Below are 24,969 nucleotides of genomic sequence, written 5' to 3'. Positions count from 1 at the left end.
AATTGCTGTCAGTTTGGGCTTGGGCTAACGGTCGGTATGTGTCTATATTGACTTAAATAAAACGATCGGCGGTCTAAAATGCGTCCATAAATAATTGATTGTAATGAGGCATTTGCGTTGGCCGGCATGCATCGCTCTGAGCGGAATTTACCCAATGGTAACAGGATCCAGGGCAAAGGCGACAAACCGGCCGTCGTGGCTCAGACTTATTTCGGCGGGAAGGCGGTTGTCGCGAAAAAGCAAGAAAGGGGCGCCTGCCCCTTGTTCCTCTCTGGCAACGGACAAATCGTCAATGCGGCAGCAAAGACGTCGGGCAACCTCGTCGAGCAGGATTTTTCTTGCAAACAGGGACGGATCATCGCTGTCTGCATCGATCCGCTCGACGCGGAAAACGACCCTCGCCAGCGCCTCCGAAGTTTCTGCCGCAATCACATGGAGCATCTCCCCGGCAATAAATATCTGCACGGGCATCCGTCCCAGGGGAGTGGTCACGCTGCCCTGCAGAGAAGAGGCATCTGAAAGACAAGCCCCTGACTCGATATTAACGGGATATCTTTTGGGTATTGAACAAACCGACGGATCGCCGCGGCTTACCGCCTTGTAGGCGGCCTCTTTTGCGGCCCAGAGCGCCCAGAGAATGCTGTCCGGGCGGTCGGAGTTGGCGATTAACGATAATTCACGGGGATTGAAAACACGGCGGCAGAAACGCTTGTCGCTGCTTTTGCCGATATTTTCCGGCTCGGCCAGATCGACGATGTCATTGCCGACGGGAGGCAAAGTACTGCTCCTCCAGCAAAGCAAGGCGATCGACTATCTGCCGCGCGTAGTCCCTCTGCACGCGCAGCCCTCCCCCTTCACGGCGCTCCGGGACGAAGGCCTCCAGCAACATCGTGAAACGCTCTCCCTGAACCGGCATCGATCCGTAATTTTCCTGATGGTCTCCGCGCAGATAAACTATCAATACACGGGTTTCTTTCTGCTCATCAACAAGCCGGCCAACGCCATAGGAAAAATTCTCCCGGTCAACCCTGCCGTGTCGTGACCTTGTCCCCTCCGGGAAGATAACCAGCCGCTGCTTCCAATTGAACACCTGGAGGCATTTATCGAGCAGTCGCTGCACCTCCTCCCGGCTCCCGCCCCGGTCAACCGGGATGCATTTCAGCAGGTAACACAAAACCACAAGAAAGGTATTCTTGTAAAAGTTCTTTATTTCCGGCAAGTTCCAAGGAATTTGCCGGAAATGAAAAATATGATCGGGGAGCGATAAAAGGCCATAGGTTAGCACCAGCGAATCAATCATCGTCAGGTGATTGGGGCAGACAAGCCATGGCCCCTCGTGTTTGCGAGTCAAGCTTTTGACTTGCTGGCGAACCTGCTTTAAATCGCGGATACTGTACCCTCTCAACTTCACGAAGAGAAAACAAAGCGGCGCCGTCACGACGGCGGCGATCCCGCCCAGAAATTGCTGTAAGGACAGTTTACGGCGATCCGTTGGTGTTATCATGACCTTAAATTAGGCAGCCTTCTGATAAATAAGCTCAACCGCGTCGCCGATAGTCGTAATCCGGTCTGCGTCGTCATCCTCGATCGTGGTGCCGAAAACATCCTCGCACTTGATGATGATATCGACCAATCTCGCCGAATTTACCTTCAAATCCTTGATGATATGAGTTTCCGGCGTTGCCTTTTCCAGCAGCGACTGATCCTTTACATATCCCTTCAAGATATCGATAACCTTCTGTGTAATCTGCTCTTTTCCCATTTTTAAATCCTCCTTGAAATAATTGATTTTAAATTAGACTATTCTTCCCATTTTTTGAAAATCAGACAACTGTTTACGTCGCCAAAGCCGAAACCGGCTTTGATGGCAGTCTTTAAATCCGGCGAATCAACGGCCGCATGCGGGATGCTGCCTTCCCAGGGGGCAATCAGGGGATGAACATCCTCGCAATTGATGGAAGGATGGATAAACCCGTCCCGCAACTGCAGTACTACCCCGACGCATTCGATCGCGCCAGTTGCCCCGAGGCAATGTCCGATCATCGACTTTGTCGAGTTGATCATCGGGAAATTCTCCGGGCCGCGCCCCAATGCAACCGACCAGTTCTTCACCTCTCCCGGATCGGCAGAGGTTGCCGTCAGATGGCCGTTGATCAGGTCGATCTGTTCGGAAGCAATCCCCGCGTCGGCAATCGCCCCCTTTATGCAGCGGACAACCCCCTCCGGATTAGGGGCCGTTATGGTTCCGCCGTTCCGATGGCCGCCGCAGTTCACCATTCCGCCCAGAACCTCGGCATAAATGCGCGCCCCCCGCGCCAAAGCCGCCTCTAATTCCTCCAAGAGCAAAAATGCCCCTCCCGCTCCCGGCACAAAACCGGCGGCGGTGGCGCTCATCGGACGCGACGCCTCCTGCGGCCGATCGTTAAACTTGCGGCAGATGACCTTCATCGCGTCGAACCCTGCCCAGATGTACGGTGAAGCCCCCTCCGAACCTCCGGCCAGCATGCGCGTCGCCAAACCGTTTCTGATCCGGGCAACCCCCTCGATAATCGCCTCATTGCCGGTGCTGCATGCCGAGGAGTTCGAGGTAACCTGATTTCCCAAAGCGAGCAGGCCGGCGATCCGGGCGCTCGTGGCACTGTTCATAACCTGCTCGACAACCCGGCTTCCCATGCGTCGGCATTTGCCGTCGTTGACCAGCGGCACCAAAGTGCCGGCAATCGTGTCCATGCCGCCGATGCCGGATCCGGCAATGACGCCGGCATCCCAATTCACCCGGTCTTCATCAGCCGCAGGGACGCTGAAACCGGCGTCCTTCCAGGCATCGATCGCCGCGACGGAGGCAAACCCGATATTGTCGTTAATCGACATCAACTCTTCGCTGTCAAAATAACTGTCTCTGATCTTGTCAAAGCCTTCCGGCGCTCCTCCTCCAACCTGGCAGCCGAAGTTCAACTCCGCCATCCTGGGGACAAAACGGATCCCCGACCGACCCTCCCGAAGGGCGTCGGCAAATGCGTCGAGACCGTAACCGTTCGGCGCCACCACCCCCATCCCCGTAACAACAACCCTGCGTCTCATCAAACCCTCTCCTCACAACATCTTTTAATCATGCAAGTACCCTGATAAAAAAAGTAACTGCATGGATTTATCCTTAACTGAAAATGCAAATTATTTATTTACCATCTGCCACGGACGCGACAAAGCGCGCCCCTCCATTGAGAGCTTTGAAAATCTATACCCTTTTGTTATTCCCGCGCAGGCGGGAAAGCGAAGCTTAATGTTCATAATCTATAAGTTCCCGAAAAGACCAGATTCCCGTTTTCACGGGAATGACAATTAACAACATTTCGGGAGAAATTCAAAGGTCCCTCCATTGGCGCTTTATTTGGCAAACTTTTCCCGCGGCACCGCCCGGCCGGTAAGAAATCCGGAACAGATAGCCGCGCCGTCCTGCCTCGTCATGGCGCACTCAGACTTGAGCTGATTCCCGCGGAAGTATGACTTCCTCGCGGAAACCGTGACCGTCTCGCCGGGACGAACAACATCATTGAACTCCACGCCATCGGCGAATGTAAAAAGCGCTATCATATCCTCCAGACTATTTTCCCCTTTTTTCTGCATCATCTGCAGATAAATGCCGAACGCGACAACCCCTGTCTGGGCCATCGTCTCAATCAGGATAACCCCGGGCGTTACCGGAAAGCCGGGGAAATGACCCTGATAAAAATACTCATCCTCGCCAAACCGGTAAGCCCCGACGATATGCTCCTCGTCAAGTTCACGGATCTCCGAGATAAACCGAAATGGGCGCTGCTGGGGCACCATTCCCAGAATGCGATTCCGTAAAGCAGCATCAGCCGCCATACATTCCTCCGTTCACATGGATAACCGTGCCGGTTATGTAAGATGCTGAGTCTGCCAGAAAACCGACGACCTGGGCCACCTCTTCCGGCCGTCCCATCCGGCCGAGCGGAATGCCTGCCAGAATTCCCTCCCGGACTTCCTCCGGCAGGCGAACGGTCATATCCGTATCGATGAACCCGGGGGCAACAGAATTGACAAGAATCTCGCGTCCTTTAAGTTCCCGGCAAAGGGATTTCGTCAGGGCGTCGAGCGCCGCCTTTTCCATCGCGTAGGGAATCTGGCCGGCGTTCCCGGTGTGGCCGACTACGCTTGAAATGTTAATGATCCGGCCGCTGTTGGCGCGCAGCATGTACTGGCGCAAAATGCGTTTTGTCAGGTACCAGGCGCCCCGCGCCGCTGCGCGCTGCTGGTCAAACTGCTCGATTTTCATCCGCAGCATGTCGATATCGATTGCGACCCCGGCATTGTTGACAAGGACGTCAACGCGGGCTGTTTCACTTTTCAGGCCTTCCAGCATCTGGTCAATCTGCGCGATATCGGCCAGATCGACCGGCAGTAAAAATCCGTCGTCTATCCCCTCAAGCAGGCCTTCCGCCGCCTCTTTGCTGGAACGAAAGCAAATCCCCACCCGAAAGCCCCTTCCGGAGAGTTCGCGCACACAGGCGGCCCCGATTCCCTTCGCGCCCCCCGTTACAATTGCAACCTTTTTTTCATCTGTCATTCCCCTCACCTGCTATTAACATTTCTTAACATTTCGCCGCTCCGCGGCTGGCACTGGTTGAATGGAATCATAAAATTTAATATAATTGGCAACAGAGCCAATTGCAAAACCATTTGTCATTCCCGAATGTCTCTATCGGGAATATGGTTTTTCAAGCCGTTAGAATCAGATTCCCGCTCAGAATCGTTGCGGGAATGACAAGAATGGGGAGTTTTGCAATTGGCTCAACATATAAGATTATCGGTGTACGCCAATAGCTTCAATATCCATTTTTATATTGGATTGCATATTTATTACTTCCCCAACTTGCCGCCGACTGAATTTGCCGAGCGGAGCGGGTAGTCCTGATATGCTATATTTTTGAAGACCCCGGAACGGGCCCCATGAACCTCGGCAATCTCTTCCCCGTCCACAAAGATACTCCCTTCGCCGACCGCAATTGTCGCCCCCGATTCCTTGAGATGCGTCAAACGCCTCACCTCGACCTCGTATCTAACTATGCTATTATATGGACGTATCTGGCCACTGAAGGCAACCTCGCCGCACCCGAGCGCCCTTCCCGATCCCAAGGCCCCGCGCCAGACGCAATAAAATCCGAGGAGCTGCCAGATGGCATCAACCCCGAGGCAGCCGGGCTGCACCGGGTCGCCCGGCATGTGACACTGAAAATACCACGCATCCAGATGAATATCCTGCTCGGCAACGATTGATCCCTTCGAACCGTCCGCGGTAATCTCTATAATCCGGTCCAGCATCAGAAACGGCGGCGCCGGGAGACGGGCCAGAAAAGACTCCGGCGGATTGTCAACCAGTTTCCCGTAGGCAAAGGCAATTATCTGCTCCTTATTGAAATTCCCGCCCTGCTGAAATTCCTCGTAGGTCATTGTTGCACCCTGTTATCATCAACTTCCAATAGCAACTGAACCGTGGTCAGGCCTGCCCCGACGAGGCAAATTCCCACCCGGTCGCCATCCTTTAATTCGTCCCAGTGGGCGCTCAGCACCGCCGGCGCCCCCGCGCAGCCGGTATTCCCCAATGAATCCACGTTATACCAGTGATTTTCATCGGCTATCTTTGCCCGCTCGCAGACGGTGCGGAGGGCCAGCATATTCGCCTGATGACCGATAAAAAGGAAACGCCCCTCTTTTCCTTCAGTAAAAGACATGAATTTTCTGACGGAATCCGTCATGCTGCGGATGGCGAATCCCTGAACGGCGTGTCCGTCCTGACGGAAATGGCCATTGATGATCATGACCTTATCCCACGCCGAGGTCTTCGTCATGCAATCCGATTCGATAAAGGCCAGGCGTGAAGGAACCGTTCCCGACAAAACAGCGGCCGTGGTTCCATCGCCGAAAAGAACGCAGTTTGACCGGTCGCTGAAATCCATCGCCCGGGTGATGTTCTCCGGCTGCACAATGAGGACGTAGCGCGGAAGCCGCTCCGGCGCCATTCTGTTTAAAAAATCCACATGCATCCCAAAGCTCGTGCAAGCCGAGTTCAGATCAAAACACGGGGCTTCGATACCCAGCGCGGCAGCAATGACCGCCGCATCCGCCGGCGTCGAATAGGAAGGGGCGCAGCAGCCAGAGATAACCAACCCGATATCTTCAGGTTTTATTCCGGCGCGTTCCATCGCCGTTTTGGCCGCAAAAGACGCCGTCTGGGCGTTGGTGTAAAGGCTGGCCTCGTTCGCCGCCCGCGGATCCTTGTTTTTCGTCTGGGTTATATAGTCAAGGGAAAGAACCGTCCGCCGTTCCCGAATCCCTACCCGCTCCATTATCCAAGCATCATCCGTTCCAATGCCGAGCTCCTCAAAAAAGCGGTTGCTCATTACGTTTTCCGGATGAAAATGGCCAATTCCGTGCAGATAAAGCATTAAATCAGCTCCCTGCCGATGATCATGTTCTGAACCTCGCGGGTGCCTTCATAAATATCGATGATCTGGGCATCCCGCAGCAGCTTGGATATCTCATACTCGGCCATGAAGCCATAGCCGCCGTGGAGGTGCAAACCTTCCGTGGCGCAGAAGATTGCCGCCTCGGCGGCCATGTTTTTGGCAAGCGAGGCATACATCCCCTGCTCGGGCGAACCATCCTTGATCATGAACGCCGCCTTCATCAGGGCCATATCGGCAAGCTCTACCTTTTTCCACATCGCGACGAGCGTTTCTCTGGCAACCGGCATATCGCAAATCCGCTGACCGAACTGGCGGCGCTCCTTGGTATAGGCAAGGGTCACGTCCAAAGCGCGCTTAGCCAGGCCCACCCCGATTGCCGCCACCATCGGCCGGGCATAGTCGAGGACATCGGTTATGTACTGGAAACCCAGACGCCGATCTCCGATTATCTGTTCATCATCGAGGACCACGTCCTCGAAGGTGACCGTCGCCGTATTGGAGAGACGCTGTCCCAACTTGTCCTCCGGCTTGCCCGTCACGATCCTGCCTCCGCCGGGAAGCGGAATCTCGCGGGAGGAGTGGGAATCAAGTTCCGCCGTTTCCGGTTCCAACGAAAGCGAGGGAATGACCACGCAGGCCATAAACGGGGAGGCCGGCTTCCCCACCTTGCAAAAAACGGTAAACTGGGATGCGAAAGAGGCATTGGTGATAAAGCATTTGGCGCCGTTCAGGATGTATTTTCCGTCCTTGCCTTTGCGCATGACGGTGGTCATGCTGGAATTGTCGGAACCGGCATTCGGTTCAGTCAGACAGAATGAAGCCAGAATCGCTTCATTGGCAAACGGGGAAAGGAATCGTTCCTGCTGCTCCTTATTGCCATGCAGGGCGATCACGATATTGGCCAGGTCGTTGCACATGGTCGAAGTGGCAATTCCGCTGTCGCCATAGGAAAGCTCGCGGATAATCAACGCCGACGCAATCGCATCCACCCCATAACCCTTGATATCCTCCGGGATGGAAAGATTCATGACGCCGAGTTCCCACGCCTTGCGGATAATTTCAAATGGAAAGACATGCCCCTTTTCGAGATTGAGCACATGGGGCGTTATTTCCCGCGCCACGAAACGTCGCACTGTATCAAGATACTGCTTCTGCTCTTCATTAAGATTGAAATCCATTTAAACCTCTTTCCTTAATCCGTAATTTAATCGGCGCCACACAGAGGCGTGCCTCGGCCCAGGGGCTTCGTGCCTTAAAATGCATATAACATGCCATATCTCAGACAAAGAACCAGCCCCAATTTTACTCACTAAAACACTCGTAATATTTGCTATTTACCATTGCGAGCAATCCGCTGCAAACTCGTAACTATTCGATAATGAACAAAATTGCACGTAACCGCGCCCATTGCCAGGACGGGATAAGCAAAGATTCAAGGCTCTCGAAATCAAGATACTGGATTTATTGGTAAGATTGTCTTCAATGATCAGAAAGGCAGGAGAAAATGAGGAAATCTTCGGAAATATCCATGCCCTCAATAAAAATACCGGGATAATTAAAAGCTCGCGGAAGTCATAATTCAGTTATTTCGTGGCTTTATGGCTTCCTGATTTCATCATGGCGTCAGGATGAGGAAGCCGCGCAAAGATTTTCGGAGAGAATTACCGTTCGCGGTGCGTAGAATGCGTCCGCGGCAGTGCGAAGCAATCTACGCAGGGGGATATTAATCTATGGGTTTACCTTAGCCCCGCGGCATGCTGGAGGGTACAGATCACTTCCGAGATATCCAGGCGCTTATCTCCGTTTACATCCGCCGCAAGTGTCATGCTTACGCCAGGATTGGGAAGTCGGGTGAACGCCCTCAGCAGGATGACGGAATCGGCAAGATCAACCGCGCCGCTGTCATTCACATCACAGGGGATCACATAATTATTGATCTGGATGGAAACGGTGTCCGTACTCTCCGCATTGCCGGAATCCGTCACCTTCAGTTGGAAGGTCAGCAGACCGCCCGCCGCTTGCACCTTCGGAGCTGCAAAGGTCGGCTTCACTGCGGCCGGATCAGAAAGCGTCACCGTGGGCGCTCCACTAATTTGAGTCCAGGAATACACAAGATTGACATCCTCCACGTCCGCCGATGAGGAGCCGTCCAGGGTCGCTACATTTCCTTCCCTTATCGACTGGTCCGGGCCGGCGTTTGCAACCGGCGCATCGTTCACCGCCGCCACGTTCACCGTCGCCGTCGCCGCATTGCTCGTCGCGCTGCCGTCGCTGACCGTATATGTGAAGCTCGCCGCACCGTTGAAGTTCAAGCTTGGCGTGAAAGTCACCGTCCCGTCGGCGTTCAGCGCCGCCGTGCCGCCCGTGCCATTCGTCACACCGGCAACCGTCAGGGCGCTATCCTCCACGTCCGTGTCGTTGCCCGCCAACTGAACCGCCGTGTAAGTTGACGCCGTGTCTTCCGTTGCTGTCAGCACGTCGGCATTCGCCACCGGCGCATCGTTCACCGGCGACACGTTCACCGTCACCGTCGCCGCGCTGCTCGTCGCGCTGCCGTCGCTGACCGCATATGTGAAGCTCGCCGCGCCGTTGAAGTTCAAGCTTGGCGTGAAGGTAACCGTCCCGTCGGCGTTCAGCGCCGCCGTGCCGCCCGTGCCGCTCGTCACACCGGCAACCGTCAGGGCGCTACCCTCCGCGTCCGTGTCGTTGCCCGCCAACTGAACCGCTGTGTAGGTCGCCGCAGTGTCTTCAGTCGCAGTCAAAGTGTCCGCATTCGCCACCGGCGCATCGTTCACCGCCGCCACGTTCACCGTCACCGTCGCCGCATTGCTCGTCGCGCTGCCGTCGCTGGCCGTATATGTGAAACTCGCCGCGCCGTTGAAGTTCAAGCTTGGCGTGAAGGTAACCGTCCCGTCGGCGTTCAGCGCCGCCGTGCCGCCAGCGCCGCTCGTCACACCGGCAACCGTCAGCGTGTCGTCTTCCACGTCCGTGTCATTGCCCACCAACAGCGCCGACGTGTAGGTCGCCGCTGTGTCTTCTGCCGCAGTCAGCGTGTCCGCATTTGCCACCGGCGCATCGTTCACCGGCAGCACGTTCACCGTCACCGTGGCTGTATTGGAAAGATGCCCATCGTTATCCTTCACCGTATAGGTAAAACTATCTGAACCCCAATAGTTCAATGCGGGGGCGTAGCGAATCTTTCCGTCAGACTGAACCGCAGCGCTCCCGTGGGCAGGCGAGGTCGCCACCGCCACGGTGGCCGGATCCAGCGTTTCGTTTCCGTTGAGATCCGTGTCGTTCGACAAAACATCGATATCGATCGGGGTCAGCGTATCCTCATTTACTGTGGAAGTGTCATCATTGGCCACGGGGGCTGCCATGGTCTGGAAATTGTCGATCTCGACCTGGCTTGCCCCGCCTGCATAATTTACGAGCGAAAATACCACCCTGGCGCTGACAGCCGTTGTGGTGATACCGCTTACATCAACCAGCACCTGTGCCGGCAGGACAGGAGTCCAGGCAGAGCCGCTTGCGGAAGCGCCAGGAACGGTCACCTTGGGGGAATAAGAGACCTCCCCGGTCTGCTGATACCTGAAAATAGCGGTGGAATCAATTGGCTCTATAAGCGCCGATTTGGTCGTGGGGTCTTCCAGATAAACAACAAAGGCATCCGGAGGATTTCCCTGGTCGGGCTCCAGATTTATCTTCATCAGGGTAAAAGACAACGTGGACGTCCCCGCCGGAATATTGATCACCTGCGACGCTTCAGAATAAGTGTCTCCCCCTTCCGGAAGTTTAAGTGTGCCCGCGTCGATGTACGCCGCGCCACTGAGTGTCCATCCGAAATTGGGATCTGAAGGGTCATCGATTGAGAAGTCGCCGTTTATTACCGCCAGGTCCGCAGCGTTACTTTCCAGCGGCGCCAGCATAGTCAACAGAAACAAGAAAGGCAGAAGCAGGCGCAACAATCCGCAGGGCCGGGACTTTGACAGTCGATTGGCATGTGACCCGTTTTTCCGGTTTCGTTCTGCGTTCTGCATCTTGGCTGCTGCCCTCAAATATCGAGACCTTATAAATTCGTTAATACTCCCCGCGTTCCGGAAAACTCCGCCCCTCTGCACTCAGGCAGCCCCGGCGACGGTCATGCTCAAGTCATATCCCGTGCTGTAAGCGAAATCCTGCGCTCCTTCAACCTTCATAAAATAGACGCCGCCCGCCAGGCCGTTCAGCGGCAGAGCCGCAATTCCGTTGCTGCCGATCACGCTGCGCATAACATTGCCCGAGGCATCGAGCAGACTAAAGAGCAAAAAAGGCTCCTGCGTCCGGTAATTGATCCGCGCGATATCCGTCGCACCGGCGGCCTGGGTCAGCGTAAAGCGGAAAATGTCCGTATCTTCGCTGTTGTGGAGATTAAGACCCGTTACGCTTACGCCGCCGCCTGATAAAGTCACAACGGAAGCGGTCTTGAGTGAATCATTGCTCTCATGGAGGTCGGAAAGGGGCAGAACAACCAGCGGCGCAATGCGAACGTTGTCCGTCTCCACCGGTTCCGTTACCAGATTGCCATCGTCAGCCAGCAACCCCAGATAGTAGGTGCCCGGCGCAACCCCGGAAAGATCGAGCATGCGGCTGTCCGTCGCCTCTGCGTCGGCGGCAAGCGCCGCAAATGAGACCGTCGCCAGCAAAGTGTCGTTCGCATCAATCAACCTATCCGTCGAGAGATAATATTTGGCGGTGAAGGCCGCCGATGCCGCATCGCCAATGTTTTTCACCGTCGCGTTCACCTGGGCGGATCCGCCGGAGACGAGCACGGAATCCAGCGACAACCCGGTTGCCGTCAAGTTGGCGCCGGCCGTATCGGGCGTCTGGAGCGTCAGGGTATAGGCCTGGCTGCCTGCACCGGTTCTCGGCTGGCCACTGTCCCGCACGATGATGTAATAGGCGCCGCCGGTTCTCCCTTCGAGGCTGATCCGGTAGTCGCCGGCAGCAGACTTCTGTCCCCCGGCGACAAAGACCATTTCGGCGTCATAGAGGGCTACGCTGATTACACCCGCGGCTTCGTCGAAGGTCAGGCGGATCTCGTCGCCCGCGGCGCCCGTGCCGCTCAACCCCAGGGACATCAGATCCTGATCGTAGATGCTGTGCAGGTTTCGGTCCACCGTCTGCGTGCCGCGCACCACCCCCAGATCGATGTAGCCGCCCGCGGCATATTCGGCCGCTTCCTGGGTATCGGGGCTCCCGGCCACAAGGACCTGGGCAGCGGCTTCATTATCGGCTTCGTTGAGTTCCGCGACACTCCCGGCCGTGTCGACGCGGGCCGTCACTGTCACCGTGGCGCCTGCCGTCAGTCCGGCGGGGATGCTGATCGGCACTTCTACGATCGTGGTTTGCCCGGCGCCGAGGACACCCACGGTCCCGGAACCGATCGCATAAGTGATGTCACCCTCCGTAAGGAGCACCGAAATATCAAAGGAATGGGCCGCCGTAGCGCCATAGTTGCTTACCAGCACCCGCACCGTGTGCGCCGTATCGCCCGGCAGCAGTTCATAGTCGGCCTCCACTTCCTGCACCGCCAGGTTGGCCTTGGTCCGAGTCTGGCTTTCCACGACCAGCCGGTATTCGAAGCCGGCCTGGCCCGCCGGCACTACGCTGAGGTAGTATCTCCCGGCCGGCAGTCCTTCCAGCGCCAGCATAGAGGCGCCGGCAGTTTCATCCATAATGCCCCGGCGGACGAAGACGTCGTTGCCGTCCTTGAGCAGGAGCCCCACGGGTCCGGTTTCGTCGGAGCGCCAGACAGCCAGGTTGTCGGCTGCCGTGCCGGTTTCAGCCAGTTCGAAGGCAAAGAGATCCTTATCCTTCAGAGAGGCCAGGTTGAGACCTGTGATTTCCCGGCCCACCACCAGCCCACCCAGCGGAGTCGCGGTGTAGATCAGATTGTTATCTTCATAGGCATCGGCTGCCAGGGCCGCCTCGATGGCGTAGCTGACCTCATTGTCGCCCCGATAGGCCTCCGTCACGGTCTGTCTACGGTCCGCGGCAAACCCAATGTAAACCGGCCCGATAACCGAATTCGGCAAGACCACGCTGAGGATTTTCTCCCAGCTCTGTCCGGGCGCCAGCGCCGGCACCATAAACGAGGGCAGCAGGAGCCCGTCGCCCGGATCGATGAGGCCGTCCCGGCTCCACACCAGGGCTGCCTCGGCGGACGAGGCCGCGGCTCCGCCGGCATTGACCACCTTCACCGTTACTTCCAGTATCCGGCCTGCCTCCACCACCGTGGGCGTTCCCGCCACCGACATCGCGGCCACCAGGGCCGCATTGGCGCTTTGCGGGGCATTGATCCGGACACCGTAATTCACCGGGATGTATGTCGGCGCATTATCAGTCCCCCAGACTGACAGGACATACTGCCCCGCGGGAAGCCCCGCCAGGGATAGGATTCCCGAATGGTCGGCAGCGAAGGCCATTTCGCTCACCACCGCGCCGCTTTCGTTCAGCAGCACGGCAGAGACATTCGGATCGGCGTTGGTGAATTCGGGGAAACTCAGGCGCACATCGTCGGCTGGCGCAGCCGCATCGATCGTCCGGAAGCGGTAGTAATCGCGATCGTACCGATCCTGCAGCAAAAGGAAGGGGTTCTCGTAGCTACCCGCCACGATCCCCAGGTCGTCGGCGTGGGTGAAGTCGTTGTTGCCGGCGGCCTCATCATCGATCCCGGCGCTCGCCCTGTGGGCGGGAAGTTCGACGGGAATTAACGTATAAGGTCCCTCAATGACGTCCGGGGTGTCAAAGATTTCACATTCGAAGACTTCCTTGGTGTACAACTCCCAAAATGCATGGGCCTGCATCTCCACCCCTATGTTCAAAGGGAACGTCAGCGTCGGCACCGTGTCGGTCCCCGTCCAGGCCAGCTCGATACCGAGACTCGCCTTCGCCGTCACGCTCACCCCTGTGAAGCCCAGGGCGAGATTTGCCTTGCCGGTGGCCTCCAAGGTGCCCGTCGCTGTCACCTTGAGCACATCGTTGCTCGGGACGAGAAATCCGCTGACGGCTTTGAGACCCGTGTCGATCTCAACTTTGAGCGAGAGGCCGAGTTTCGCCTCGACTTTGAACTGAAGCAGAGTACCGATGGGCGGGATTTTGTATTCCTCTTCGATTTCTCCAAGATCTTTCTCGATGGACCCCTTAATCGAGATCTCGCCCTCTACGAGAGCCAACTCTTTATCCACGACGAAGGGTTTCGCTTTAACAAAGAGCGCGTATTTCAAACCACCTTCATCAGCATCATCCTCCTTATCGCCCGGGTCCTTGCCCAAGGCAAGGGCCAGTTGTGTTGCCTCATCTTTATCGGAGCTGAGCAGTGCATTATCGCCTTTATCGCCTTTAAAGACGGAACCTGCCAGATAATTCACAACCGCCCCCGCCTCTTTGGAGTCGCTCGCGGCCGCTACCAAGGCATCGGTGAGATTCACAAAAAACTCCTGGAGTGAGCCGAACTTGATTTCCAGCTCTTCTTTCCCCATTGCCTTTAGCCACGACAGAGCAGGAACATTTAGATGCCCCATGTCCTTGCCGAAGAGCGATAGCTGGAAGGTGGGGCCGGCGTCCTGGTAAATAGCCTCGCCTTTTAGATTGAAGGCGAGACTCAGATAGGCGCCATAGTTAAGGGACAGCACCTGGCCACCTAACATCACCACGGGTTCCGGAATCGCCGTCTGCCAGGTGTAAACGAAATCGATCGCCTCGACCCAGTAGGCGTTCAGTTGGGGAATCCACTTGACAGTGCGGAGCTCGTTGGCATCGCCTTCGTACAGCTTCGGATTGATCCAGTTGGGCAGCCCGAAGGTATGAATGACGTAGGTCTTCTCCAAGACCACGGTGTCGCCGTTCATCACCTTGTAGGTCAGTTCTGTATTGTCGGGAATGTCGGCCATGTCCAGCGTGAAACGGTACAGATAGTCATTGACCTTTTGCGGAGAGAGTTGCCTGTTGCCCTCGAAGATCGTGACGACTGTACTGCTCGTGACGAACTCCTTCTGCAGCCGGAGTTCGAATTCGTTAACGAGAGAAACGCCGTAAATGTAACGGCCGAATTCTAAATCGAGCGGATCAACGTCGTATTTCGCCGTCAGGTCTGCAACCGGGATGCGGAAAGCTGCGGCGTTGTTGTTCTCTTTGAACTCAGTGAAAGTATCCTTGGCGTCCAGTTTGACGATGTACCAGGTCGTCTGGCTCGCCTTCAGGCCATTCACCAGGGGTAGATACACCTTATGGGCGCCCGCCGAAAGCGACTCATCGCCGCGCAATGGCTCCCATTCCTTCACTAATGTTTCGCTCGCCGCCCCGTCCAGCGAAGGGGCGCTGGCCGACCAGAGTTGGATCGTAAGCGGCTTGTTCGGAATGACGCCGGTGATCAGATAATTGATTTGTATGACAGGCATGCTGAAAGTTTCCGTGCCGCCTTCGATGAAGGCAGCCGTTTGGGCGATGAAATCCGTGGGCGCATCCGGGCTCGCCGCGATGCCGGAGGGCCGGGCGCCGACCTCGATCTTCCCCTTCTGCAGCTTCAGTTTGCCCCCATCTGCCACGTACTGGTCGATGGTCTTGTCGATCTTCTTGCCTTCCTTCGCATAGGCCTCGTCCATGGTCTCGGCAGCCAGGATCAGGTCACTGATGTTGTAGTAAACAATCCGACCGGAGCCACTCTTGCCCAGCTGGTCATTGCCTGTTTTCGGATTGAGTCCTTTGAAGGCGGCCATGACGTAGATGTTAGTAGGATCGATGGTGATCTCATCGGGCCAGGACATAGGCCACTCCTCGGTAACGCCGATCAGTTTCGCCAGGGCGGGATTCAGGGGATCGCGCACCACCCCGATGTTACCCCCGTGCCCGAGATAAGGATCGCGGGTGAAATCCGTATCGCCGTTAAAAGTGGCGTTGCCCACCACAAAGGCATACCTATAGTCTTTGGTAAAGACGACGGACTCGATATTGTTGATATCGAAATAGGTATTGGCGTTCCAGGTTTTAATGATGGACATCTCGATCGCCATGCTTCCACCGGGAATCATGAGGCTCAGGACAGCTCCGGTAAGAGTAGCATCAAGGGCGTCCTTGCTCCTGGCAAAGGCCTTGCGGATCTCGATGGCCCGCTCCATATCCATGACCACGTTGTGACTGAGCTTGCCTTCCTTCAGGTTGAAGACCGCCATGCCGATAACATCGCTGCCCCGTACCGCCACTGCCACCTCGTAGGGCAACTTGCCGGCGGTCACTCCGAAGGGTTTGTAGCCCGCCTCGAGGCGCTGGAAAGATTTCACCCAGATACCGTTATTCCCCCCGTCAACCAGCAGGCCGTAGTAGAGATAGCCGGGATAGCGGGGGTCAAAACCGAAGTCGCCGCCGTACCAGTGGTCCTTCTCACCAGGCGTTGCCACGGCCAGGTAGCGCTTGCCCGTTTGGGGATCCGCGGCCGTCACGGCAATGCCGGTAAGCCCGGTCAGACGTTCGGTCCCGCCAACCTTATTATTTACGCCCCGATAATGGAAATCGTCGGCCTTGGTGGTTACCCCGTAGATATATGGTCCGGTCCGCTCGCTGATGTAGAGCCAACCGGTGTCGGGATCGAGCGCCATGAACCAGGGCTGGGAATTGCCCTCGTTGATCTTGATGCGGTCGAGCCCCGGGGTTGCCGGATCGACGTCAATCTCTTTCAGGGTCAGGGTATCGATGATCGAAATGGTGCCCTCTCCGCTGTTGGAGACGAAAACCCGGAGCCCGTCGGGGCTCACCACCACATCGGAGGGGGCAAGTCCAACACGAATCTCAGCGACGGACTTCGGTTCGTCTTCGGCACTAGGATCGATGGCCGAGACTGTATTGGAACTGATGTTGGCCACCCAGACCAGATAGGGCTTCTGATATTCCGGCGCCCGGGAGATGCTTTCCACCCACACGGGGATCCGCTTGGGATCGGCACCGGGCTGGTATTGGTAACGGTACACCAGGTTCTCCACCCTCAGGACCAGGTGGCCCAAAGGCAGGGCTGAAGGCACCTGAACCTGGATGGTGTTGTTCTGGATCGGACCGGCGGCCACCACATACCCACCGTGATCGGCTTCCTCCAGGCGGAGGGGCATGTTTTCCTGATGGAAGACCACGCGCAGAAGGTTCGGGTCATCGGTGTGGAAATCCCAAGCCTCAATTGTGACCGTGGGTTTGCCATCCACGATGCTCACGGTCACGTTCCGGAGGGAGGGACGCTCGTCGTTGAGGGTGGGTTCGTCCACTTCCAGATTAAGGGAAATTACCTGGCCCTTCACCAGTCCGGAGAGGGGAGCATTCTTGAAAGTGGCCATGCCGTCGGGAGCTCCCCGCCACAGACGCACACTGGTGGCATCCAGCGGCAGCGGCAGCCGGTTGTCGAAGACCGAACTGGGGTAGTTGAAATAAGACTGGGCGCCGGTAATGACCTCAATCACCGCATCGGGATACATGTTCGTGACCACCAGTTCCGCCATATTGGGGTTGCCGCCCAGGAAATAGGTGCCATCGGTTATCCCGCCGGCATAGGGCGGCGAGGTGGTATGGGCCAGGCCGTCGCTGCCAACCGTGGCCCGATCCACCAGCTCCCAGCTCTGTACGAACTGGCCGGGACCCACCAGGAAGGACCCCTGGCGGAAGAGGAAGAGGGACGTCCCTGGCTCATAACCGGTAGCCGGAATGGCCATGGACACCGGGTTATCGAGCGTGGCGCCCTCAAAGTCGAGCTTGATGCCCTGGACGAAGTCAAAGCCGCCGACTGCCGGGTAAGACAGGGCAGATTCGGCAACGGTCGTGACGGACACGTTCTGGCCGCTGAGCGTATCGGGCGGGAGGTAGAGGCTGACACCCTCCTCGTTGCTGATGATGGCGCCTTCGGCGCCCACAGGGTCGCCGTTGGCCACCACCGCCCCGATGCTCACGAACACCTCCTGGCGGATGGCGCCGTTGATGACCACAACAGCGGTATGCTGACCGGCCGCGCCGACCGCCGTAATGAGGCCACCGGCGCTCACCGTGGCGACGCTCTCATCCATGCTGACGTAGAAGGTACCCTGGACCGCGGGCGCCAGATCCACCCGGTCGCTCCCATAAACGGCGCCAAAGACAATCTGCCGCGTGCCGCCCGTCTCCAGCAGGTAGGCATCCGGATAGACGTCGTAGGCCGCAGGCGCCTGCCAGGGGCCAACCTGAACGGCTGCCGCCGCGTGCAGCGTTGTGCCGCTCTTGGCGACAAATATAATCGCCGAACCGGCGCTCCTGGCCCAGACGCTGCCCGTGGCATCCACAAGCGCCACAGTTTCATCCGAAGACGACCATTGAGCATAACCGGGCGGGAGGCGGACAATGCCGCCGTCGGCGAAGCGGCCATAGAGAACCAGATGCGCGGAGGCTTCGACTGGAAGCAGCAGCGTCGCCTCTTCGCTACGGAAGAGCACCTCCAAAAGGGCCGCCGTAGAGACATTGACTGTCACCGTACCGGAAGTGGAGCGCGCCGAGCCGTCATCGGCCATGTATGTGAAGTTCGCCGCGCCGCTGAAGCCGGCCGCTGGGCGGAAGTAAGCGGTGTGGCCGTCGCCCGCCATCGTCACCAAACCGCCATTCACATTCGTGATCACGAAATTGAGAGCGGAACCATCCGCATCAGCCGTCAGGGGCAGCAGATCGATCCGGACAGGAATTTCCATATAGGTGGCAGCCGACCCGGCCGCTGCGACTGGCGCCCGATTGGCGACAAAACCGTAATTGCGCAGCAGGAAATACCGATCCGTTGCGTCCACAGTGCCGCTGTTGTCAACGTCGGCGGCGGTACGATAAGCGGCGTCACCTGCTTTGCTCCCGTCGGCGGCATTGAAGAGCGTCACGTCGGCGCCATCAACCAGGCCGTCGCCGTTCAGGTCGCCTGCGATCCCAACCGTCAGGGAAACACTGCCTGCCGTCGAACCGTCAATTCCGGAGACGGAGACCACATAGAGGCTAGGCGACGTAATCGAAACGAGGGCAAAACCTGCACCTGCGCCAATTGTCCGGGCGCCTTCAATAAGCGGCGCGGCGGGAGTAAACCCGCTGGTTCCAGTCGCCCGCAGGGTAATGATCATGGAATCGGCGCCAAGGGTGTTCATCTCCTCTGCTGTAACCCGGAAGGCCCAGCGGAGCGTCTCGCCCGTGCCGATTACTGCCGCGGAGCTTCCGGCAAGCGCCTGACGCAACGACCCGAGGACGTAATTTACCGCTTCATCAGAAGTATGCAACCCCTTAGAGTCATAGCGGATAAGCTGGCCTTCCCCCTCCGGAGAAACCGTCATATTCAAGAGCGCGGTACCAGCCTGGTATCCGTACCAGCTTCTCAGACCCGTTCCCAGATTGTTGGCTGAAGTCAGCAGACCAGCTTCGTCATACCCGTACTGGATCCGGTTCCCGGCGGGCGAGGTCAGAACCGCAATGCGCCCCGCGACATCTCGCTGGAAGGTTACGCTCGAACCGTCAGCGGCGAAGATGCCGCTATCGGTCGCCATGAGCGTCTTGCCGGCGGCGCTGATCATCTTGAGGGTTCCCGCGGCGCTGTACTGCCAGATCTGACCATCGGCAGCGGTCAGACGGTAGGCATTTTCACCGAAAAATGCTCCGTTGGCCGGATTGTAGGGAAGGCCCGTGCCGCGCTGATAATAGATGCCCCGCGCCAGTTCGAGGACGGCGTCAGAGGTGGTCAACTGCCAGGTTATGCCGGCATCGGCAGTCCAGGCGGGCCGATAGAAGGCGACCCCCGCCTCCTCGACTGCCTGTGGCGTGAAGGTGAAAGAAGCGGAATTGCCATCAGGCAAAAGCAGCGTCAGACGGGTTTGCTCACGGTAGCCGGCAAAGAGCCCCCTGCTTTCCATACCGGTGGGAACGACGCTGCTGCGCAAGACAAGGTCATAGCCCGCAAGCACCCATCCCGTTCCAAATGATCCGGAAATATCCGTCATCAGCGAGCTGTAGGCCCTCGCCAGGGAAAGCGAAACTCCGCCCAGGGTCGCTTCGAGATCAACGGCCTGTAGCACAACCTCGCCGGTTTTTACGGCGCTGCTTACCTCCACCACGCGCTCGACGCTGCGGGTGCGGCCGCTGATATCGGAGGCGGTGAGTTTGAGCAGATAGAACCCATTGAGCAGAGCGGCTGCGTCAATCTGACCGAGGATTCCCGCTTCTACCGTCTGGAGTCCGCCGCCGATTGTCAGGAAACGAGCCGCTCCCAAAAGGGACATTTCCAGTTTCCAGGAATCGAGGTTGCTGTCAAGGACGCTTCCCCTGATTGTCACCACGCCCGTGAGAATACTGCTTGCGGGGGGTGTCAGGATCGAAAGCTCAGGCGCCAATACGTCGGCATTATCGCGCACCCTGATATCCACAGTGGCGCGGCCGATGGAACTATCCTTATCCGTGGCTATCGCCGTGGCAATAACATGGCCGGCAGCAGACGGCGTGAAACGCGCCCTGCCATACTTGTCAAGCGTCAGATTCTGTCCGTTTACCGAAATGGCAATAGAGGAGATGTCAGCAATGCCCGAGGCGGTCGCGTGGATCAGGACGCTCTGCCCCACCGTCACGGGGAAGCCCGGCGTCAGTTCGATGAGGACATTCGGCGCAATCGGCTCGAAGGAAACCTCCAGCCGCAGATTCTGAGCAGTTGTCAGCTCTCCATCGGAAACAGTGATTCGGATATCGTGGCGGCCAAGCTGGGTGGCGTTCGGAGTCCACATGAGGATGCCGGAGGTCAGATTCAAATCTGTCCCCAGGGGCAGCCCCTCGGCCGTATATGTCAAAACGGAACCCGCATCGGGATCAAAGCCCGGGACTGTCATGGTAAAGGAATTATTTACCAGAACGACATGGCCGCTCATGGGGGCGATTTCGGGCGCCAGATTGACGTTCAGGATGTCGATCAGGGCATCATAGGAAGCGACAAGGCCGCCGGGATCAGTCGCCGTGAAGCGGATCGTGTAGGAACCAGCCTGATCATAACCTGGCTGCCAGAAGAATATCCGGTTGATCGGGTCAAAGGTAGCCCCCTTGGGCAGCGTACTCGCCACGGCGTAGTTGAGATTGTCCCCGTCAAGATCGCCGGCATTGACTGAGAGCTGAATCCCCGTCCCCTCGTAGGTCAGCATCTTCTGAACCGGGACGAAAACCGGGGAACGATTGGTATTGGCCACCGTAATCAGAACGTCCTCAGCGCTCGCCGCAAGGCCGTCGGTCGCCTGGAAACGCACGTTATAAACGCCAGCCTGCTCGTAGGTGGGCGTCCAGGAGAAAACTCCGCTGATTGGATCAAAAACGGCGTCCCGCGGCAGCGCGCTTGCCTTGTAGCTTACCGTGTCGCCGTCCGGATCAGTGCCTTTTACGGTAAAAGTGAGCAGACCCTGTTCGGAAATATTGCGTTTGCCGATGGGCGACAGAAGCGGCGCCGCGTTGGCAGCGCGGACATTGATCGTAAAGTTTCTCGAAACAGAAAGCGCCCGGGCGGCATCGCCGTTCCCGCTGTCGGTGACGGAAATAGTCGCCGTGTAAACTTGGCCTAAATCGCCGGTGGCTGGCGTCCAGGAGAAAACAGCCTTCCCGTAAACAACCGCAGGCGTCAGCGTCGCTGCACCCGGCAGACCGCTCAGCGTAAAGGCAAGCGGGTCTTCATCGGGATCGGCGACGACAATTTCGAAAGTGAGCGGACTGCCGACAACAGCGATACGGGCTGGCAGGACAGGCAGTTGCGGGGCGGCGTTCGGGGCCAGGACGCTCAGCACAAAGGAAGCCTCGCCGGTGAGCGCGGCCGCCGGATTGCCGTTTCCATTGTCTGTGGCTCTGATCGTTATCGTGTAGTCTCCGCGCTGAGCAGTGTGGGAAACAACCGCCCGCAGCGTTCCGGTTCCATCCTTGTTGTCCGTGAAGGTCGCAAAGGCGGGCAGATTGACGGCGGCAAGGAGCGGAACGGTCAGATCAGCGTCGTCGGCGCGAACGGTGAATTCCAGAACGGATTCCTGATTTTCCACAACCGCCAGCGCTTGATTTTGAACGGTTTCAATTACGGGCTTGGCGTTGGCGTCGCGGATAACGATACGCAGCGTCGCTGTGGCGATAGTTGACGTGCCGGTTGCATCTCCGTCATCGGCAACGGTGAAGTCAATGGCATATGTGCCCGCCTGGGTAAAATCGGGCGTCCAACGGAATATCTGCGTATCCGGGCTGAAAACTGAACCCTGCGGGAGGGAAGAGTTCTGCCAGGTCAACTGCGGGAGCAGCATGTCGGCGTCAACCGTCCCGTCTTCGAGAACCATGCCGATTCCCAGCGGATTATCAGGGTCATTGGCAGCCACGTGCACCATCAGGGACTGGCCTTCATAAATCTCCCAGGAATCAAGCGGCTCGAAATAAACAGGGCCGTTGACATTGAGCACCGTGATTATCGCACTCTGAATGACTTTCTGCGCGCCGTCGCCGGCTATGAATTGTACGGTATAGCTGCCATGATCGTCATAGCGGGGAATCCAGGTAAAGACGCCGGTATTTGCATGCAGCTCTGCGCCGCGGGGCAAACCGACCGCGCTGAAGGTGACATTGTCGCCGTCCGGATCAGTCGCGTGGAGCCGGAATTCGACAATCTGTCCTTCCGCAACATTCCTGTCCGGAACCATATCAAGCACGGGCGCCTGGTTGCGATTGGCAACCGTGATTTCAAAACTCCGTGAAGATATGCTGACGCCGTCGCCGGCATAAACGCGAACATCGCGGTAAATACCCGCCACCGCCCCATCTGTCTGCCATCTGAGAATACGCGCGGCGGCGTCAAAAACGGCCCCGGCCGGCAGATGCTCCGCCCAGTAGAAGAGATTGTCATTCTCCGCATCCGTCGCCCCGACCGGGAGCTCCAGGATATCTCCTTCGGTCAACGCAATGTCGGCTATCGGCAGGATCACAGGCGGGCTGTTCACCCCGGAAACCTGCACTTCCCACTGCTGGGAGGCAAAACCACCCCGATCATCAAAAACCTTGATCTGGAACCGTACAGCAGCCGGGCTGCTAAGCGCGGGCGTCCAGGACAAAGAGCCGCTGGCGCTGTCTAATATCGCCCCCGGTCCACCCTCAACGAGGAGGTAGTAAAGGTTTTGCGTATCCGCGGCGGCTACATTGTAGGTATAGGACTGGTTCACCGCGGCGGTCGCCCCCGGGACGGTGGTGATGACGGGCGGATCATTAGCCGCTATATCAATATTAACCCGGCTGATCAGATCGAAAGCCAGGTGGTCGGGGTTGTAAACGGTCACGGTCTTGAGCACGGTGGAAGCGCCCGCGGCAAGGGTTCCGCTGCCGTCGTCAGCAAGGATGATATAGGAAAATCCTTCATCCGTCAGGCCGGCAGCGCCCCGTAAAACCGCACTGCTCCCCTTCAGCCCGGAGAAGATGAGACGGTAAGGGCCGGAAACGGCGAAGCTGAAATTATTGGTCACAACCACGTCAAAGCTTATTTCCCCGGCTGCCCGGTCAAATCGGGTGTTTCTGAAGATCGGCGCAAGGGAGGCGGTAACATCGGCGATTACGGCAAATTCGCTCGTTACCGCAGTCGCAAGCGCCAGCCCCGCAGCGCTGCGAACCGTTGTCCGGACGGAGAGATCGTAAGCGCCGGCTGCCAGAGGTTCGAACAGCAGCGTCACTACCCGCGAGTCGTTGTCATAAACCGCCTGAATTATGGAAACAGGCTGACTGCTTGTCTTATTGGTCAGAATATAGTTAGCAGGGTTGTCAACCGAAGTCGGGTCGGCGGCGCCCAGCGCCCGCATGGCCACGTCGAAACGGAAGGTCGCCGAGCTTACTACCGGCAGCAAACTCTTGCCGTCAAGCGGGGTAACGCTCAAAACAACCGGCGCCGTAACGGGGAAAATCAGAGCGACCTGCGCCCCATTGGCAATGAAGATCCTTCCATCCTGTGCGGCAGCCGCGAACCCGCCCCGCATCCCTCCCTGGGCAACCCGGATGGTGCGGCGGGTAACCGTATCCATCAAGGTAACGTAACCGGCATCGCCGTGGGTAAGCAGCAGCAGATTTTCCATCGGCGTGCCGTTCGTTCCGAAGGCAATACCGACCGCGGGATTTTCGGTAATCAACACGATTTCGCTGTTGCCACGGTTGTCGAAACGGAGCAGATAGCCGTCATCCGGCCAGGATATGCCGTACAGAACGCCATCCGGGGCAAAGGCCAGCCCCTGAACCCGGGTGGAGGAGAAGGTGGTGAAGATCTCCGTTGTCGGGTCAAAGATCTCGATGCCGCTTGCGGTCGCCAGATAGAGTTTCCCGGAAGTCGGATGAGACGCCATCCCCAGCTCAACGCCGTCTCCATAGCGCTGGAGGATCGCCCCTGTTTCCGGATCAATGCGGACCAGCGGCCCGCCCCCGGTAGTGGCCCAGAGACGTCCGGCGCCATCGAAGAGCATGCTGTAAATGGGGAGTTCAAGCGTGGCCAAAGGCTCATTCACGGCTCCCGGCGACGTCAGATGATAGAGGCTGCTGCGCCCTGCCCCACCGCTTACGAATACTGAACCATCGGGGGCAAAGGCGATTCCCAGAGCGCCGATGCCGGCGCCGGAGAGCGGCACATCCCAGGCATAGGCGGTAGCCGAGAACGGTTCGTAAACCGTGGTAAATCCGGAAACGGCGCCTGTAGAGCCGCCCCGGGGAATCTGCTTGAGCGCCTCAATGAAAAGCGGGTTGGTTGAAGGTGTTGATGATACCGGCACAACAACGCGCCGCGTTTCGGGGGTAAGCTGGGAGGCAGTTGGGGCCGTCCCCAAATTGATCCCGGGATTGTAGGGGGGCAAGGTCGCACCGCTTCCCGCCGCTTCGACGTTACCGGCATTGTCAGCCGCTAGAACGATGAATTCGGCGGTGGAGGAGGCTGGCGCCTCATAGATTACGTCGGTAAGCGTCGTGCGCCGTTTCCAGACTGTCCAGACGCCCCGATCGACGCTGACGTAGATCGTATAGTCCTTGACGCCTGAGCCTTCCTGATCGTCGGCGGCCGAGTAATTCAAACGATAGGAGTTCTTCCCCGTCGCGCCGCTGCCCATGTCCACTACCTTCAGCGTCGTCACCGGCGGTGTAACGTCGAGGGTCGCCGTGTGGAGATTCGTGTCCTGGGGGGTGGCGCCGTCATAGATGATCCGCGCGGATGCGGAAACCTTGATGCCGGTTTTCAGCGTCAAATCCTCGGTGTAGAGCGGCCAGGGGGTAATGGTGTAGCTCACCGTTCCCATCTGGGCGCGGTCGGTGTTGGGAAGGAGCAGTCCCCGCTGGGGATCGGAGAAGACCAGACCCGTTTCGGGATCGATGGCCGTAAAGGTCCAGAGCGCAATGCCGCTTACCACATCCACCCCGGCTACCACCCTGAGGACAAAACCCCGCTCCGCGATAAAAT

At 57.8% G+C, this 24,969-nt stretch carries 11 protein-coding genes (1 of these 11 running past the window's edge); all 11 read right to left on the bottom strand.

Annotated elements, in window-relative coordinates; translation table 11 throughout:
• Nucleotides 1–147: 147 nt before the first annotated feature.
• Nucleotides 148–777, bottom strand: a complete 630-nt coding sequence (locus tag M0P74_11700) for a 4'-phosphopantetheinyl transferase superfamily protein (GenBank protein ID MCK9364244.1) — start codon at nucleotides 775–777, stop codon at nucleotides 148–150.
• On the bottom strand, nucleotides 758–1,504 hold the full coding sequence (locus M0P74_11695) for a 1-acyl-sn-glycerol-3-phosphate acyltransferase (GenBank protein ID MCK9364243.1): 747 nt from the start codon (nucleotides 1,502–1,504) through the stop codon (nucleotides 758–760). The genes M0P74_11700 and M0P74_11695 overlap by 20 nt, the downstream gene beginning before the upstream one ends.
• Before the next feature lie 9 nt (nucleotides 1,505–1,513).
• The gene (locus tag M0P74_11690; GenBank protein ID MCK9364242.1) at nucleotides 1,514–1,762 is read right to left on the bottom strand and encodes a phosphopantetheine-binding protein; all 249 of its coding nucleotides are present in this window, start codon (nucleotides 1,760–1,762) and stop codon (nucleotides 1,514–1,516) included.
• 38 nt (nucleotides 1,763–1,800) lie between these two features.
• A complete protein-coding gene (locus M0P74_11685) occupies nucleotides 1,801–3,081 on the bottom strand; it encodes a beta-ketoacyl-[acyl-carrier-protein] synthase family protein (GenBank protein ID MCK9364241.1) in 1,281 nt (426 codons plus the stop codon).
• A gap of 303 nt (nucleotides 3,082–3,384) precedes the next feature.
• Nucleotides 3,385–3,867, bottom strand: a complete 483-nt coding sequence (locus M0P74_11680) for a beta-hydroxyacyl-ACP dehydratase (GenBank protein MCK9364240.1) — start codon at nucleotides 3,865–3,867, stop codon at nucleotides 3,385–3,387.
• A complete protein-coding gene (locus tag M0P74_11675; protein MCK9364239.1) occupies nucleotides 3,857–4,588 on the bottom strand; it encodes a 3-oxoacyl-ACP reductase FabG in 732 nt (243 codons plus the stop codon). The genes M0P74_11680 and M0P74_11675 overlap by 11 nt, the downstream gene beginning before the upstream one ends.
• 293 nt (nucleotides 4,589–4,881) lie before the next feature.
• Nucleotides 4,882–5,472: a bifunctional 3-hydroxydecanoyl-ACP dehydratase/trans-2-decenoyl-ACP isomerase gene (gene fabA, locus M0P74_11670; GenBank protein ID MCK9364238.1), complete on the bottom strand. Its 591-nt coding sequence runs from the start codon at nucleotides 5,470–5,472 to the stop codon at nucleotides 4,882–4,884.
• The gene (locus tag M0P74_11665) at nucleotides 5,469–6,467 is read right to left on the bottom strand and encodes a ketoacyl-ACP synthase III (GenBank protein MCK9364237.1); all 999 of its coding nucleotides are present in this window, start codon (nucleotides 6,465–6,467) and stop codon (nucleotides 5,469–5,471) included. The genes fabA and M0P74_11665 overlap by 4 nt, the downstream gene beginning before the upstream one ends.
• Nucleotides 6,467–7,666: an acyl-CoA dehydrogenase family protein gene (locus M0P74_11660; GenBank protein ID MCK9364236.1), complete on the bottom strand. Its 1,200-nt coding sequence runs from the start codon at nucleotides 7,664–7,666 to the stop codon at nucleotides 6,467–6,469. Before M0P74_11660 ends, M0P74_11665 begins: the two co-directional genes overlap by 1 nt.
• Nucleotides 7,667–8,224: 558 nt before the next feature.
• Nucleotides 8,225–10,528, bottom strand: a complete 2,304-nt coding sequence (locus M0P74_11655; GenBank protein MCK9364235.1) for an Ig-like domain-containing protein — start codon at nucleotides 10,526–10,528, stop codon at nucleotides 8,225–8,227.
• A gap of 81 nt (nucleotides 10,529–10,609) precedes the next feature.
• Nucleotides 10,610–24,969 carry the 3' portion of a putative Ig domain-containing protein gene (locus M0P74_11650; GenBank protein MCK9364234.1) on the bottom strand. 16,774 nt of this gene lie beyond the right edge of the window, so the window shows 14,360 of its 31,134 coding nt (coding positions 16,775–31,134); its start codon lies off the right edge, out of view; its stop codon occupies nucleotides 10,610–10,612.

It is taken from the genome of Syntrophales bacterium, from assembly GCA_023229765.1.
In the GTDB taxonomy this organism is placed as follows: Bacteria; Desulfobacterota; Syntrophia; order Syntrophales; family UBA5619; genus DYTH01.
This window is presented reverse-complemented; position numbering and strand designations above follow the sequence as displayed.